At 66.1% G+C, this 16,116-nt stretch carries 13 protein-coding genes; 5 read left to right on the top strand and 8 right to left on the bottom strand.

Annotation, left to right across the window (positions count from 1 at the left end):
- Positions 1-219: 219 nt before the first annotated feature.
- Both AC4ELS_RS11795 and AC4ELS_RS11790 read right to left on the bottom strand, forming a co-directional pair.
- The gene (locus AC4ELS_RS11795; protein ID WP_499047497.1) at positions 220-1,518 is read right to left on the bottom strand and encodes an acyltransferase family protein; all 1,299 of its coding nucleotides are present in this window, start codon (positions 1,516-1,518) and stop codon (positions 220-222) included.
- Positions 1,519-1,522: 4 nt separating this feature from the next.
- Complete coding sequence (locus AC4ELS_RS11790; protein ID WP_498887991.1) at positions 1,523-2,767, bottom strand: hypothetical protein; 1,245 nt, start codon at positions 2,765-2,767, stop codon at positions 1,523-1,525.
- A 202-nt stretch (positions 2,768-2,969) separates the two neighbouring features.
- Here AC4ELS_RS11790 and AC4ELS_RS11785 point away from each other — a divergent pair, with 202 nt between their 5' ends.
- Complete coding sequence (locus tag AC4ELS_RS11785; protein ID WP_498887996.1) at positions 2,970-3,617, top strand: VldE C-terminal domain-containing protein; 648 nt, start codon at positions 2,970-2,972, stop codon at positions 3,615-3,617.
- Here AC4ELS_RS11785 and AC4ELS_RS11780 read toward each other — a convergent pair.
- Positions 3,614-4,828, bottom strand: coding sequence for an oxygenase MpaB family protein (locus tag AC4ELS_RS11780; protein ID WP_498887989.1), 1,215 nt, complete (start codon positions 4,826-4,828; stop codon positions 3,614-3,616). The genes AC4ELS_RS11785 and AC4ELS_RS11780 overlap by 4 nt on opposite strands.
- A gap of 78 nt (positions 4,829-4,906) precedes the next feature.
- On the opposite strand from AC4ELS_RS11780, the gene AC4ELS_RS11775 reads away from it, so the two are divergent.
- On the top strand, positions 4,907-5,545 hold the full coding sequence (locus AC4ELS_RS11775; protein WP_055120257.1) for a TetR/AcrR family transcriptional regulator: 639 nt from the start codon (positions 4,907-4,909) through the stop codon (positions 5,543-5,545).
- 1 nt (position 5,546) lies between these two features.
- Here AC4ELS_RS11775 and AC4ELS_RS11770 read toward each other — a convergent pair whose 3' ends face one another.
- From AC4ELS_RS11770 to AC4ELS_RS11750, 5 genes are all read right to left on the bottom strand, one after another.
- On the bottom strand, positions 5,547-5,867 hold the full coding sequence (locus AC4ELS_RS11770; RefSeq protein WP_448447034.1) for a DUF732 domain-containing protein: 321 nt from the start codon (positions 5,865-5,867) through the stop codon (positions 5,547-5,549).
- 65 nt (positions 5,868-5,932) lie between these two features.
- Positions 5,933-7,933 (bottom strand): serine/threonine-protein kinase, encoded by a 2,001-nt coding sequence (locus AC4ELS_RS11765; protein WP_498887986.1) that lies wholly within the window; start codon positions 7,931-7,933, stop codon positions 5,933-5,935.
- 1 nt (position 7,934) lies between these two features.
- Positions 7,935-8,876, bottom strand: coding sequence for a glutamate ABC transporter substrate-binding protein (locus AC4ELS_RS11760; protein ID WP_499047495.1), 942 nt, complete (start codon positions 8,874-8,876; stop codon positions 7,935-7,937).
- Complete coding sequence (locus AC4ELS_RS11755; protein WP_499047493.1) at positions 8,876-10,183, bottom strand: GlnX family signal transduction membrane protein; 1,308 nt, start codon at positions 10,181-10,183, stop codon at positions 8,876-8,878. The genes AC4ELS_RS11760 and AC4ELS_RS11755 overlap by 1 nt, the downstream gene beginning before the upstream one ends.
- A gap of 69 nt (positions 10,184-10,252) precedes the next feature.
- Positions 10,253-11,617 (bottom strand): flavin monoamine oxidase family protein, encoded by a 1,365-nt coding sequence (locus tag AC4ELS_RS11750; RefSeq protein WP_064957724.1) that lies wholly within the window; start codon positions 11,615-11,617, stop codon positions 10,253-10,255.
- 428 nt (positions 11,618-12,045) lie between these two features.
- Between AC4ELS_RS11750 and AC4ELS_RS11745 the strand changes: the two genes are divergently transcribed.
- From AC4ELS_RS11745 to AC4ELS_RS11735, 3 genes are all read left to right on the top strand, one after another.
- Positions 12,046-12,618: a VldE C-terminal domain-containing protein gene (locus tag AC4ELS_RS11745; protein ID WP_499047491.1), complete on the top strand. Its 573-nt coding sequence runs from the start codon at positions 12,046-12,048 to the stop codon at positions 12,616-12,618.
- A 171-nt stretch (positions 12,619-12,789) separates the two neighbouring features.
- On the top strand, positions 12,790-13,236 hold the full coding sequence (locus AC4ELS_RS11740) for an MmpS family transport accessory protein (protein WP_110777536.1): 447 nt from the start codon (positions 12,790-12,792) through the stop codon (positions 13,234-13,236).
- Positions 13,233-16,112 carry an MMPL/RND family transporter gene (locus AC4ELS_RS11735; protein WP_499047489.1) on the top strand — a complete coding sequence of 960 codons (2,880 nt, stop codon included), beginning with the start codon at positions 13,233-13,235 and terminating at the stop codon, positions 16,110-16,112. Before AC4ELS_RS11740 ends, AC4ELS_RS11735 begins: the two co-directional genes overlap by 4 nt.
- Positions 16,113-16,116: the final 4 nt, after the last annotated feature.

The raw sequence follows: 16,116 nt of genomic DNA, 5'->3' as shown, positions 1-16,116 counted from the left end.
ACACCACTCCGCCAAAGCACTGACCTCAATGATCTACCTCTGCCTCGGCGGCCTGAACCCTCAACTACCCACAAGAACATGAGGAGTAGCACATGTGTTCTATCTTACGCCGATCCACTGACACGCCGAGGGGTTATCCACAGCGCACGATTCATCCACAGGGTGAGTCAATTTCGTTGCACGACAATTCCGTTACACGACATATTCCGTTGCACGACGTTACGAAGCCGCCCGCCCCGCGGTGGCCCGCGCAGCGACGCATGCGAAGGCGAATCCGCCGAGCGCCGACCAGCCCAGCGCACCGTCGAGCCCGTTCTTGGCCATCAGCGTCAACGCGGCGCCGGCCACGCACAGCAGCACACCGGTCAACACCGACCGCGCGCCCCGAACCTGAACTCGGCTGTCCCACCACGGCAACGGCCGATGCTCCAGCGGTGACAGCAGCCGGAAAGCGATCGCCATGAGAACGGCGAAAACCACTGCGCGCAGGGCGAGGTGGGCCCAGAAGCCCGGAGCATGCGGGTTGAAAGCATCGAGACCGACGGCGTGCAGGCTGAACGCGGCGATCGCGATCACCGGGATGTGCCACAGGTACAGCGTCATCGCTCCCCCGTTGCCCGTCGCCACCACGCGCCAGACCCGGGGCCTGGCCGCCCAGCGCCGGATCGGGGCTGCGGCGGCAATGAACAGGCACGGCATCCAGATGCAGTGCAGCGCCAGCAGCAGAGTCGGGGGTGACACGTTGGACACCCGCTCGGTTCCGGTGACCACCAGGGAAACGTCGTAAATGCCGGTGAGAGCGACGATTACCTGCACAATGAAGGCAACGACCGCGATTACCAGCGCCCGCAGCGCACAGATCAGGTGCCGCGCGTAGGCCACCCCGATCACGACGGGAATCAGCCAGACGATGATCAGGTTGGCGGTGCCGGCCTCTGGCGTACCGACTGCGAACCGGATGGCATCCACCACCCCGGACGCGGCGAGCAGTCCGGTGATCACCCACGCCAGCGCCCGGCCGGTAGTCAAGCGCATCAGCGCTGGAACGAACGCGAGCGCCACCAGATAGACGCCCAGAAACCACAGCAGCGCCACACATTCGCGCCCGAGGGCTGATGCGGATGCGGCACCCATGGTCGCGCGCACCACCAGCAGGACCACCGTCCACATCGCCAGGTACCAGAACACCGGGCGGCACAGCCGCTGGGCGCGGGCGAGCAGCCATTCACCCCAGGGCCGTCCGTCGCGCCAGCTGTAGGCACCTGCGGCCCCACCAGCCATGAAGAACAACGGCATCACCTGCAGCACCCAGGTGACCGGGGCCAGCGCGGGCAAGGCGCCGAGGATGTTGCCGACCCGCACACCGCTTGAGTCGATGGTCGCCAGCAGCAGTGCGCAGTGCCCGAACATCACCACGAGCAGGGCGCCCAGGCGTGCCACATCGACGGCACGGTCGCGTTCTGGTTTGGTGTCGTGGCTCGCGGCGTCTACCGACGGCACCACATCAGGACTTGCCATGGGTTCAGTCTGCCGGGCACGGGGCCGGTGAGGGATGCGTAGTCCTACCTTGTTTTCCCGGCCGCCGCCTTCGTGGCCACAGCATCAGGCCCGCCGCGAGCAACAACGCCGGGGGCACCGCCCACGCCGCAAACCACGCCGGCCGCCCCGAGCCCGCATTCAGCGCCACCTCATTCGCGGGTACCGTGCGCGCCCACGCGATGAACGCATCAGCCACGGGGAGACCTCCGAACAGATACCGCGTGGTGCGAATACCCACTGGTGCCCCGAGCAGCTCGACCTGCCGAGTCAGCCGGCCGGCCAGGTCGCGATCGCCGTTGGCTCGCGCCGCCGCCAACCCGACCGCCGAGGCACTCAGGCTCACCCCGAAGATCAATGGGCCACTGTCGACGTCCGCGTCGCCGCCGGTGCCGGACGGGTACTCCAGAATTCCGGCCAGACCAGCCTTGCTCGTGACGAACCTGTCTGAAAAGCGCTGCCACTGATCGTCTTTGATTCCGACCACGTCATCGACCGAAGGCCAGAAGGTCTGGACGATGGCTTGTGAAGACCCCCGTGGTCCGGTGAGCGCGTGAGCGCGGGCATCGACCTGGTGCGGCAGCAGGCCCGTGTCCGGATCGGCCGCGGCCAACGCCCGCTCGCGCCAGTCGGCCAGATCCTGGCGCCATGGCAGATCGAGTAGCGAGATCGCCTGGGCGAGGGCTCCCGCTGCCACGACCGAATCACACGGCCAGAATTGCCCTGGATAACTGGCCGGGAACGGCGAATCCGGCTGCGCCAAAGCCGAATGCACGACGTCGGCCCGATCCCGCACTGCTGCACGGTCGGAGTCAGAGTCCGATGCCCGTGCGATGGCGACAGCCAGCGCCAGTGACCAGCCCGCTGCGAAAATCCCGTGCTCCGGGGCCATTCCACGGCCGAAAACCGCCACAGATTCCGGGGTTTCGACGGCGGCGAGCCGAGTCCTGGCCCGGGCCAGATAACCGGCGGATCGCGGGTCTGCGCCGAGCTGCGCGGCGACCTGAGCCTCGGCCAGACCGGTCAGCACCCTGGTGAAGTACTCGCCCTCCGGGAACAGGGCCTGCATTTCGGTGTCACGACCTGATCCCAGGGCTGAGTCAAGGAATCCGAGTTGACGTTCTGCCCGGTCAGGCAGGGGTCCGAACCCGATGTAGAGCACATGAACCAGGGAGACCAGTCCGAGCACCACCACTAGCGTCGCGGCCGCCATCCGCGCCCGTGTGAGCATCTTGGCAGTGTAGGAGGCCGGATCATCGTCGGCGGATGATGCAGCCCCTCGCGGCCGCCGATGCGGCTCTGCGCAGCTACGTCGACAACACATTTCCCGACCCGCCCGGTACCCCTACCCGACCGAGGGCGTGGGCTGACAGCTAACGAACAATAGGCGCACGGATCGCGAAGAACGCCCGCCGCGGCGCTGACAGCAGTAGATTGCTGCCGTGGGGAAACGACTGTTGGCCGGCGGCCGGGGACGCTTGCTGGCGCTTGCCGCCTCCGTCACCCTCGCTGCGGGCATGGTGTACGCGCAGAACACCGCGCCGAAGTGTTGCGCAGAGGTCCCGGCCGCAGCACCGCCCACCAGCCAGCAACCGGCTCCGGTCGCCGCGCAAGCCGAGTTGGTGGCGGCCAGTGCGCCCGTCGTGGCCCGCGATTTCCAGTTCTCCCTACCGAAGGGCCCGGCCCCGGAGGGTGGGCTCCAGGTCAAGACGATCTGGGTGGCCCGCGCCATCGCCGTGATGTTCCCCGAGATCACCACGATCGGCGGGTATCGCCAAGATGCGCTGAAGTGGCACCCCAACGGTCTCGCGATCGACGTGATGATCCCGAACTATCACTCCAAAGAGGGCATCGCCCTCGGCAATCAGATCGCCGGTTTCGCATTGGCCAACGCCAAGCGCTGGGGTGTGCTTCACGTGATCTGGCGCCAGGGCCTCTATCCGGGGATCGGCGCGCCCCATTGGACCGCCGACTACGGCAACGAGACCCTCAACCACTTCGACCACGTCCACATCGCCACCGACGGCGGTGGATATCCCACCGGGCACGAGTCTTACTTCATAGGCTCGATGAGCCGCTAGGCTGCGCTGCTCACGTGAACTGCCGACTCACCGATGTTGGCTGCGCCGTCGCCGATGATCGTGCGTAGCAGGGCTTGTTGCTCGCGTTGTCCCCTGGAGACCGCGCGTTCCATGCCGCCCGGCGACGCCATCGCCGAGGCGCTGCGGATCAGGTTGACCGGAAGCCTCAACAACGGATACCACGGCGGCATGTAAGTCGGAAGGCCCAACATGCGCATGGCGCTCGGGCCGAGGAACGCGCTGGTGATCGACAGATGCTGGGCCCACGCCAGGCGGCGGCGCAGGCTCCGGACCCCGCTGTAGTGCCATGACAGGGGGTCCTGCGCCATCGGAACCGACAGCTGCTGCGTGGTCTCGTCAGGAACTGCCAGTGCGGTCGAGGTGTGATAGAGCACGCGGATGCTGTCCCGGAAGCTGCGGGGCAGCCATTCGTCCTCGACGCCGATCAACCAGCCGACGTAGCGGGTCAGGTGGGCGATGGCGTCGAGTTCGCCTGGTGCAGGGACGATTCCCATCGCGAGTGAAGCCACCGGAGGCGCGACGAGTGCGCCGACCAACGTCGCGGCCATATCGGTCTGGTTGACCGGTAAGCCCCACTCTTCGGCGCGCCAGTCCGGCATCGCCGCCACGTGTCGCCGCACGAAAGCGTGGATCAACCGGACGTGCAAGGTCGACCGGTAACCGACGCCCAACGGCTCGAGACCTCCGTCGGAGATGACGTCCATCGCCCACTGCATCGTTTCGGCGAACCGCTTGTTCGAACCCTTTTCCAGGGCGCCCGTACGGAGCAGCGTCTTGTTGAATCCGGAGAACTGGTAACCGCCGAGCAGTGAGACATCCCGCGCGATCGACATGCCGTCCGAGCCACCGCGCAGCAGGGCGCGCCGGCCCTTGCGCAGCTTGTCCGGGTCCACCCATTCCGGGACGGTCTCCACGCGGAGGAAGAACTCGCGCAACGGTTCCGGAGCGTCCGGAACATTGCCGACGCCTTCGGCGAGCGCCTTTTCGAACAGGGGACGCATCTGCGCCATTCCCGCCGACGACATCCATTCGACGAGACGGTCCATCGGCTCGTCGCCGACGGTCAGCCGCTCGCCGAGCCTGCGCCACTGCTGCGCGTCGGGGTTACGGATGCCCAGCATCATCGCGAACGATCGCATGGCGCCGGGAACGGCACGGGGCCGGTCGGGATGACGAGCCGGGACGTTCATCGGCGACCTCCTGGTACAGACCCCACGCGAGTGACTACGTACGTAGTCAGAATCTAGGCCCCAGGTAGGGTGATGTCAATGAAGCGCGTACAGGTGGTGCGCGGCTACGGCGGCGTCAGTGCGGCCGACCGCCGCACGGAACGACGGGGCAAGCTGCTCGCCGCCGGACGGCAGATCTGGGGCGAATCGGGGATCACCGAGGTGACCGTACGGGCGGTCTGCAGTGCTGCCGGGCTGACATCACGCTACTTCTACGAGCAGTTCGAAACCCGAGACGCGTTGCTGTACGCCATTTCCGACGATGTGCGGGATCAGCTGCTGACTGCGCTGGTGAACGCCGGTGTCGGCGATCCGGGCACACTGACCGACAAACTGCGCTCGGCCCTCACCGCGTTCCTGAACATCATCGCGGCCGATCCGCACATCCACCGCATCGCCACCGGCGATGTCAGCAGCGTCGCCGGGCTGACCGAGCATCGCACGCACATCCTGGAGATGATCACCGGCCTGATCGTCCAACTCGCCCCGGATGTACTGACCACGGCCGCTCCGGATCCGGCCGCGCTACGCCGCGGGGCACAGTTCATGGTCGGCGGCGTGAACCAGATCATCGAAGCCTGGCTGGAGAATCCCACCGAAACGCCGGAGAAACTCGCGGCCGAATGTGCCGACCTCTGCGTTGCCGTGGTGCACGGGGTCACGCGGTCGGACGACTGACTCAGGCGCCCGGCGGCACCGCGACATCCGGGCAGAAGTTGTGCAGTGCCGCGGATACCACGAGCCGGGCCTTGTCGAACGGATAGGCCGACCGCGCCTCGGCGATCTGCATCGCCAGATCATCGGGACGCGTCGACGGATCTTCGTGTGCCGTCAGACATGCCTGCTGTCCGAGCTGGAGCAGGACGTCACGGTTGGCATCGGAGACCGGCAGCCCGACGGCGGAGACCTCGGCGAGAAAGCTCTGATCATCGGCGACTGCTACCGGAGCCGAGACGAGGGCGACAGCAACTGCCACCACGGCGATCATCAGCGTCTTCATGCCCGTCACTGTGGCAGATCCGGTTCGGGATTCAGGGGACGCGCGCCGCCAACAGTGCCGTGCTCTCACATCCAGCTCGGCGGCCGGATCGAATTCGCCACGTCCACAAGGCGGTAGCGGTGACGGCGCCGCGGTGAGTGCCGTGCGAGTTCTCTCAGCACCTCCTCGACACCGACGCGTAGACCGTGGTTGTCGAAGGGGTGGTCGAGAAGCGGTTCGTCGGAGGCTTTCACACCGCCGGAGCGGAGCCAGTCGAGGGCGATACCGAGGACGAACGCGCGGATCTGCAGCACGCGTGCCTCGGTCTCGGGCAGTCCGCCCACCCGCCGCGCAGCATCGCGCAGGTCCGCCTCGGTGATCTCCGCGCCTGGGCGCCCGTCGAGCCGCAGGATCACCGACGTCAGTTGGGCTTCACCGTAATGCCGTGAGGTCACCGGCACCTGGTCGAGCACTTCGATTGCGCCGGCGCGGTCACCGTGGCCGGCGAGCACCCGGGCCAGGCCGAACGCCGCACTCACCATCGCATGGTCGGTACGCCACAAGGTTCGGTAGGCCCGTTCGGCCAACTGCCACAAGCGTTTCGCATCCCGTACGTCGTCTGTGTCGAGCAGCAGTTCGGCCGTCGCGGCGGCTGCCAACTTGGGTGCTGCTTCGCCGGGAAGCAGTGCGACGACCCGCTCGAAACATGCCAGGGCTGCCTCCAGATCACCGGTCTGCAGGCCGTCGATCCCGTCGTCCCATTCGACTCGCCAGTCCTCGTCGGGCTCCTCGACCGGCATGGGTTCCGGCAGGGCGGCTGCGACGGCACGAGCGTCCAGCGCAGCGGTGCGCTGCCGGCCGTCGACGAACACGTCGGTGCCCTGCAACGCCAGATCGGCGCCGAAGGTGGAACGTGGCGGGCTGAACAGCGTCGACGTCCGGGGACACGGCGCCCCTGTCTGCTCGGCGAGGATTTCGTGCAGCACTCCCCGGCACTGGTCGGCCATCTCGTCCACTGACGAGAACCTTTGCATTGGACGGGGGTTGGTGGCACGGACGAGTAGTCGGTAGAACGACTCGTACCTTTCGAACAGCGGCACCTCGTCACGGCTGGGCAATGTCTCGGCGTAGCGGTCGTTGGACAGGTCGACGGTCAGCTTGGCCAGCGTTCGGCCGACCGTGTAGACGTCGGTGGCGACAGTGGGTCCGGTCCGGACGATCTCAGGTGCCTGGAATCCTTTGGTGCCGTATATGTATCCGAATTCCTCGATGCCCGACACGGCACCCATGTCGATCAGCTCGACATTGTCCTCGGTGAGCATGATGTTGTCCGGCTTGAGGTCGTTGTAGACCAGGCCGAGGGAGTGCAGGTACGCCAGTGACGGCATGACGTCGAGCAGATAGGCGAGCGCCTCCTCCACCGGCATCATCTGTCTGGCTTCTCCGCCCGACGCGGGCTGCTTCTTCGCAAGGATGGCTTCCAAAGTCGTTCCGCCGATGTACTCCATCACGATGTAACCGACGGGACGACCATCGAATCCCGGGTGCTCGACGAAGTTGTAGATCTTGACGATGCCGGGGTGATTGACCATCGCGAGGAATTGCCGTTCGGCGACAGCGATCTCCTGCGCCTGCTGCCCGCTGGGTTGGAGCAATCCCTTCAGCACCACCCACCGGTCGCTGACATTGCGGTCGATCGCCAGATAGATCCAGCCGACACCGCCGTGCGCGATGCAGCCCTGGACGTCGTACTGACCTGCCACCAACTCCCCGGCCTCCAGCTGCGGTGAGAACGAGAACACCGCGCCGCAATCCGGACACACCCCGTCGCAGGGGCCGGGGTGTCCGGCACTCCCCCGTCCCACCGGACGCCCACAGTCCGGGCACTCCCGTTTCGCCTCGGCAACAACCGGATTGGTGAGGATGGCACTGGCGGGTTCGATATCCTCCCGAATCGGGACCTCGACCAGGCCGTCGCCGACCCGCCGCCGGCCGGTACGCAGCCGCGGACGGGTTGTCGTCCCCTCGGCCTTGACCGGTGTCGATTCGGTCACCAGGACGGCTCGTGTGCCCTCTTCCCCTGCCATGTCAGTCCCGGTACCTCGGCTCCGGCGGACGCGGCGCAGCGCCCAGAACGTTGAGCCACCTGCGATACAGCGACAGCCAGGTCCCGTCCCGCCTTATCCGTTCCAGGGTCCCGTTGACCGCGCGGACCAGATCATCGCGGGACTTGTTCATCCCGATGCCGTAGGGCTCGCCCTCGAGGCTTGGGCCGACCAGGTGCAGGTTGGGATCCTGGACCGCCATGCCGGCCAGTATCGAGTCGTCGGTACTGACCGCGTCGGTCTGCCCCTGCTGCAGCGCCACCAAGCAGTCGTCCCAATTCTGAACCGCGAGCAGGGTCGCTTCGGGCGCCACCCGGGCGACCGTGGCCAGCGAGGTGGTGTCCACCTGTGAACAAACGCGTTTCCCGGCCAGATCTCCCGGCCCCTCGACCGGCGAATCCTTCGGCACCAGCAACCGCTGCTGCGCATCGAGATACACCGTCGAGAAGGCGATCTGCTCCGCGCGAGCACACGTGATCGTCATCGCCTTCACGACGATGTCGACGGCCCCGTCTTGCACCGCACTGATGCGCTCGGGTGAGGTCAGCAGGCGGAACTCCACCTTGCCTGGATCACCGAGCAGATCGCGGGCCACCTCACGTGCGATGTCGACGTCGAAGCCCTGCAGCTCACCCGAAACCGGATCGCGAAAACTCATCAGGTTGGTGCTCTGGTCGATGCCGACCACCAGTCGGCCCCGCCGCCGGATCGCCTGAACGGCGGGGCCGGACACCGTCGACGAACGCAAACTCGCTGTAGCATCGCAACTCTCGACCGGCACGCCTGACACCCGTGACGCAACGGCGGCGCCGCTGGGCAGCGGTACCGTGGTGAGCGAGGCGGACACCTGGACAAGTGGCTGCGCCGTGGCGCATCCGGCCACCACGGTCGCGGCGAGCAGGACAATTCCGGCGACGGCGCGCATCAGTGGTACTCGCTCAGTCTCGGCGCGACACCGGCGGCAACCGCAAGTGCGGCCAGCACACTGATGGCTGCGGCACCGGCGGGAAGCGCACTCAGCGCCGCGTAGGCGCGGGTGATCCCGTCGCGCTGCCGATCGCGCAGGCGGCCGATGTCGGTTCCCAAAGCCGTGTCGAGCCTGCCGAACTGGGCCGTGGAGTGCTGCGGCCCGCCGTCCCTCGCGATCACCACCGCTCCGGTGTAATCGCCTCGGCTCAACAGTCTTCGGGCCTCGGCGTGCGATGCCTTCCAGCGCCGTAGTGCTTCTTGTGCCCCGTCCACGGGGTGCTTGTCGAGTAGCCGGCTGACATCGGTGGTGCGCTGTTCGAATCGGACTTCGGAGAGTGGGTCGGACCCGCGTTTGAGCAGCCCGAGGATCTCATCGGCGCGGGCCTGCTGGACCAGAATCCGAGCAGCCACCGCTGATTCCAATGGCTCGCCGCCTTCGGTGCGGGCGCTGTCGACCGCCTTCGTCACCACCAGCCCGGCCACTGCCAACCACACCGCGAGCACCATCATCAACACCGATGCCACCACCAGACCCGGATTGAGGCGCCGATGACTGCGCCTGGCGAGGAACACCTGCGCCACCACCAACAACCCCACCACGAGCGCAGCTGCCGCGATCAACACCCAGGGTGTGGCAGCCGACCGTCCCGACGCCGTGACAGCCTCGGCCTGCGTCCGGTACAGCTGCTCGGCATCGGGCAGGATGGACTCCTGAAGCAGCGTGGACGATTCGCTGAGGTACCCCACGCCGATCGGGCGGCCCCCGCGGTTCGTCGCCCGGGCAGTCGCCATCATGCCGGTGTACACCGCCAGTTGGTTGGACAGGTCGGTGAGCAGCGTCAGCGATCGGATGTCGTTGGGCGACACCCCATTCGATGCGGTGACCAGACCGGCCGACGCCTCCCCTACGGACGCGTCGTAACGCTCACGGACCTCGCGCGGTTCGACGCCACCGGCCAGGAACGCGGTGGCCGCGGTGGTGTTGGCCGATGACAGCGCACTGTAGATCCGTTGCGCCGCGTCGGCCAGCGGCTCGGTGTGCGACCGCAGAGACTCCAGTTGGCGTTGCCGGCTCGACTCCATCGCCGACGCCGCCACGCCCACAACCAGAATTGCCGCCACCAGTACGACGGCCAGCACCGCTATCCGGCCGGGTGTGGCCCGCAGGAAATCGACGATCGGCCGATCTTGTTCCTCGGCGTCGGCAAGCACGGACTCGTCGAGTGTGAGCGTCTGCCGACTCTCCGACTCACCGCTGTGCACTCGACATCACCTCGCCGCAGGCTGGTCCGAATTGCACGGTAACCCCCGTCAACGCGCTACGCGGGCTTATTACGCGGCCGCCACGCTCTCGGCGGCCAACACCTCCGCGGCCGCGCGCTCGCCCGAGCGAACCGCGCCGTCGATCCACCCACACATGACGGCCGAACTCTCCGTGCCGGCCCAGTGAATGCGCCCGCACGGCTCCCGGAGGGCATGGCCGAATTCGGTCAGTACACCCGGCGGTGCGTGGCTGATCATCCCGCCGCCCGAGTAACGCTCCACTGTCCAGTTCTGCTCGTGGTAACTGATCGGAGAGGCGGCCTTCGGACCGAAGCGGTCGATCAACTCGCCGATGACCACGGATTTGCGTTCCGCAGCATCGAGCAGACCGAGCCGCCGGGCGGCAGGGCCTTCGGTGATGACGCACATGATCCCCGGGGTGCCGGTGTCGGTGCACGCGTCGATGGTCAGTGTCGCTGGACTGCCGGGTGCCGCCGACTGCCCGCACAGCCCGTCGGCCCGCCAGAACGCCGTGTCGTAGACGACCGAGATCTTGAAGACCGCACCGCTCGGCATCCGTTGATGGAGAAACATCCGGTCGACGGGAAGCATTGGCTCATAGGTGATCTGACTCGCCACGGCCAACGGGACAGCGACGATCGCCTGCCTGGCCCGCACTGTCATGCCGTCGGCATGGACCGTCACGCCGTCGTCCTCCTGGGCGATGAGGTGAACCGGTTGCGAAAGATGCAGCGCCTCACCCAGTTCGGTGGCCATCGGCCCGTAGACGGCCCCCATGCCACCACGCACCCGTGCATCCTGGGCCCCGCCCCGATTGGAGATGACAAATCCAGGCCCGCCGCCCGACCCCATCTGGTGCAGCGCCCACAACAACGACACCTCGGATCCCGCCGAGGTGTAGACGCCCGCCAGCGCCATGTCGAGCATCTCGCGCGCCTGCTTGGAGCGCATATGACGGTTGATCCACTCGCCCAGGCTGATCCGGTCCCACTCGACCGCCTTCTTCGCCTCCCACGGGGCATCGAAGGGAATCGTCTTGCACATCAGCTCCACTTCGAGCAGTCCGGCGCCGAGGTTGGCGATCGCCCACGGACTCATCGCCCACGGAATCGTGCCGGAATAGCGGTGTTGCTTACCGTCCATGACCATCATCGCGTTGCCGTCGACGTACTCCTTGTATTCCTCGACGCCGAACTCGTCCATCAGCGCTTTGATGCGGTCCTGTCCCGGTCCGATCCAGGCCCCTCCTCGGTCGATCCAGGTGCCGTCCGGCAGCACCTCGGTGAAGGTGCGGCCACCGACCCGGTCACGTGCCTCAAGCAGCGCCACGGAGCGGCCGGACTGCTTCAGCCGCAGGGCCGCGGTCAAGCCCGCGAACCCCGCACCCACTACGCAACAGTCGACATCTGTCATGGGTCGCCTCCCCGTTTTCGACGGGCCAGATTCGCTCAAATTACGCCGTCGTCAGCTGCTCCGGAGGCACTGTTGACCGACAGGTGTGGTAAATGCCATAAATTTTGCCCACCTGGGCACAGGTCACTCCGATCGAGATGGGCCACCGCCACCGCGAACATCGAACCGGCACCCTGAAATTTAGCCGGTAGGACGGCTGTGCAATGATGCTTGACCTGCCATTTTACCGGAGCCGGCCCATTGCTCGCCTCCGACTCTCCCGACTCCCGGGCTCGTCAAGCAATGGTTGACGCCTGACCGCCGAACTGGTTGCCATCGACAGCACCAGAGAACTTCGCGATTCCGGTGATCATCGGCCCCGCCGGTAGGGTCCGGTCCTCGTGGGTAGACACCAGTTGAAAAAGGATCGGCGTCGCCGGTCTGCAGCCATGGCTGCGGTCGTCGTGCCTGCCGCCGCACTCATCGTCGTCGGCGCAGACACCGCGCCGGCCACCCAGGGCGACACCGAGGTCGTGCCGGCAGCGGCCGTCCAGCCCGTCGTCACCCCTGCCGCCCCGGCAGTCCCGGCCGAGCGGGCCGTTCGCCGGAACATGAGGTTTCCGCTACCCGCCGGCCGGGCCTCCGAAAAGGGCCTGCAGGTCGAGACCATCTTGGCCGCCCGCGCGGTCAGCGCGAGGTTCCCCCAGATTCTGGACATCGGCGGGGTCCGGGCCGATTCGATGAAGTGGCACCCGAACGGGCAGGCGATCGACGTGATGATCCCGAACTACGCCACCCCGGAAGGTAAAGCGCTCGGAGACAAGATCGTCGGATACGTCCTCGACAACGCCGATCGGTTCGGTGTGAACCACGTGATCTTCCGGCAACAGATCTACTCCCGCGGCAGGGCTCCCAGAATGATGTCGGACCGCGGCGGCGTCACCGCCAACCACTTCGACCACGTTCACATCGCCACCAACGGCGGTGGATTCCCCACCGGGCACGAAACGTACCTGACGTAACTCCCGCGGCTCGCCCGCCATCCGAATTCCCAGCTTTCACACAGGAAAAATCCGCCGCCGCAAGGTTGTGGTGTCCGGCTGCGTGCCATAACGTCAACCTAGTTGATTAGCCGTCCTAGAGGAGCTGTCCCTTACCGTCCGCGCCTGGTCGACGCTACGAAAGGGTCACGGATGCAACGGGTTTCGTTCATTCGTCGACTCGGCCAACGCTGGATGGTGCTGGTGGCGATAGTCGTGCTGCTGGTGGCTGGATTCGTGGTGAATCGGCTGCACGGCATCTTCGCGTCGCACGACGTCACCTCCACCCCCAGCGGTTCGGTGAACGACATCGTCCCGTTCAACCCCAAACATGTGGTCATCGAAGTCTTCGGTCCGCCAGGCACGGTAGCCACCATCACCTACCTGGACGTCAACGCCCAACCTCAGCGCGCCGACGCGGTCACCCTGCCGTGGGCCTATGACACGACCACCACCCAACCCGCGGTGTTCGTCAATGTCCAAGCCCAAGGCGACAGCAGTTCGATCGGGTGCCGGATCAAGATCGACGACGTGATCAAGGACGAGAGAACAGTGAACACCTTGAACGCCTACACCTCGTGCCTGGACAAGTCCGGATGAGCACCCACCGGGTTCCGGACCTCATCCGGCGGTTCTCAGTAGTCATCGCACTGTTCTGGCTGGGCCTGGCGGTGGTGACGAACGTCTTCGTGCCACAGCTCGAGACCGTCGCCGAGTCGCACAACGTGTCGCTGAGTCCCCAGGACGCGCCATCGCTGCAGGCCGCCAAGCGGATCGGCAAGGTGTTCGACGAATTCGATTCCGACAGTTCGGCGATGATCGTCCTGGAGGGCGATCAACCGCTCGGTGCCGATGCACACCACTACTACGACGGCTTGGTCCAGAAGCTCCGCGAGGACACCAAGCACGTCCAGCACATCCAGGATTTCTGGGGAGATCCGCTGACGGCGGCGGGCTCGCAGAGCACTGACGGCAAGGCCGCACTGGTGCAGGTATACCTCGCCGGCAACCAGGGTGAGTCACTTGCAAATGAGTCCGTCGACTCGGTGCGCAACATCGTCAACCAGACGACGCCGCCACCGGGCGTCAAGGCCTATGTCACCGGCGCCGCTCCCCTGGTCACCGACCAGTTCGAGGTGGGCCGCCACGGAACCCTGAAAACCACGCTGATCACCATCGGGGTCATCGCGGTGATGTTGTTCTCGCTCTACCGCCGGCTCACCACGGTGTTCTTTGTGATCTTCACGGTGATGATCGAGCTGACCGCATCCCGTGGTGTCGTCGCGGTGCTCGCCAACGCCGGGATCATCGAGCTGTCAACGTATTCGACCAATCTGCTGACGCTGCTGGTCATCGCCGCCGGCACCGACTACGCGATCTTCATCCTCGGCCGGTTCCACGAAGCGCGTCATGCCGGGCAGGACCGCATCGCCGCGTTCAACACGATGTACCACGGAACCGCACACATCATCCTGGGTTCAGGTCTGACGATCGCCGGGGCGGTGCTGTGCCTGACGTTCACCCGCCTCCCGTACTTCCAGAGCCTCGGTATTCCCGCCGGCACCGGCGTACTGGTCGCAGTGGTGGCGGCGTTGACCCTGGCGCCGGCATTGCTGGTCATCGGCCGCCATTTCGGTCTGTTCGAGCCTGCCCGCGCGATGCGCACCCGGGGTTGGCGACGCATCGGGACGGCGATCGTCCGCTGGCCCGGACCCATCCTGGCGGTGACGATCGCGGTGGCCCTCATCGGCCTGCTCGCCCTGCCGCGTTATCAGACGAGTTACGACGCGCGGCCATACATGCCTGCCAGCGCTCCGGCCAACGTCGGCTACGCCGCCGCCGAACGCCACTTCTCACAGGCCCGGCTCAATCCCGAACTGCTGATGATCGAAGCGGATCACGATCTGCGCAATTCGACCGACATGATCCTGCTGGAACGCGTCGCCAAAGCCGTCTTCCACACCGACGGCATCGCCCAGGTGCAGTCCATCACCCGCCCGCTCGGTACCCCACTGGACCATACGTCGATCCCGTTCCAGATCAGCGCGGGCAGCGCACAGCAGATCAACAACCTGCCCTTTCAGCAGGCCCGCACCGCTGATCTGCTCAAACAGGTTGGTGTGATCAACAATTCGATCGACATCCTGCGTCAGCAGTACGCCCTGCAGCAACAGTCGGCCGCCGTCACCGACGAGCAGGCCAAGGCCTTCCAGCAGACCGTCGCCACGGCGCAGAGCCTGCGCGACAAAATCGCCGACTTCGACGATCAGTTCCGCCCGTTGCGCAACTACTTCTACTGGGAGCCGCACTGTTTCGACATTCCCATGTGCGCCGCGTTGCGGTCGGTCTTCGATGCGCTCGACGGTATCGACGAACTGACCGACCAGCTGGCCAACGTCTCGGGGAGCATTTCGAAATTGGATGCGCTGCAACCGAAATTGCTCGCTCTCATCCCGCCTCAGATCGCCAGCCAGCAGACCAACCGCGACCTGACCATGACCAACTTCGCCACGAACTCGGGCATCAACGCGCAGACGGAGGCCGCGCTGGAGAATGCCACCGCGCTGGGCCAGGCCTACGACGCCTCGAAAACCGATGACTCGTTCTACCTACCGCCGGAGGCATTCACCAACCCCGAATTCCAGCGCGGTATGAAGCTGTTCATGTCTCCGGACGGCAAGGCCGCCCGCATGATCATCACTCACGACGGCGATCCCGCTACACCGGAGGGCATTTCGCACATCGATGCCATCCGGCACGCCGCCCAGGGAGCCGTCAAAGGCACGCCCCTGGCCGGATCAAGGATCTACCTCGCCGGCACCGCGGCGACCTACAAGGACATTCAGGACGGCGCCAAATACGACCTCATGATCGCCGCCATCGCCGCGCTCAGCCTGATCCTGCTGGTGATGATGTTCATCACCCGCAGCATCGTCGCCGCACTCGTCATCGTGGGGACCGTGGCACTGTCGCTGGGCGCCTCGTTCGGGCTCTCGGTACTGATCTGGCAGGACCTGTTCGGCATCGACCTGTTCTGGATCGTGCTGGCGCTGGCCGTGATCCTGCTGTTGGCGGTCGGCTCGGACTACAACCTCCTCCTGGTCTCGCGCTTCAAGGAGGAGATACATGCCGGGTTGAACACCGGCATCATCCGATCGATGGCCGGCTCCGGCGCGGTGGTCACCTCGGCCGGTCTGGTCTTCGCCGCGACCATGGCGTCGTTCATCTTCGCCGACCTTCGGGTCCTCGGTCAGATCGGCACCACGATCGCCCTCGGTCTGCTGTTCGACACGCTGATCGTGCGGTCGTTCATGACGCCGTCCATTGCCACACTGCTCGGCCGGTGGTTCTGGTGGCCACTGCGGATCCGGCCGCGGCCGGCGAGCCAGATGCTGCAGCCGTACGGATCACGCGCCTCGGTTCGCCAGCTTCTACTGTGGGAGGACGACGACGCGGCGGCTCCGTCCCCGAAGTGACGGA

The organism is Mycobacterium shunyiense, assembly GCF_058270035.1.
Note: the sequence above shows the minus strand (reverse complement) of the source record. Positions and strands in the feature narration are given on the sequence as shown.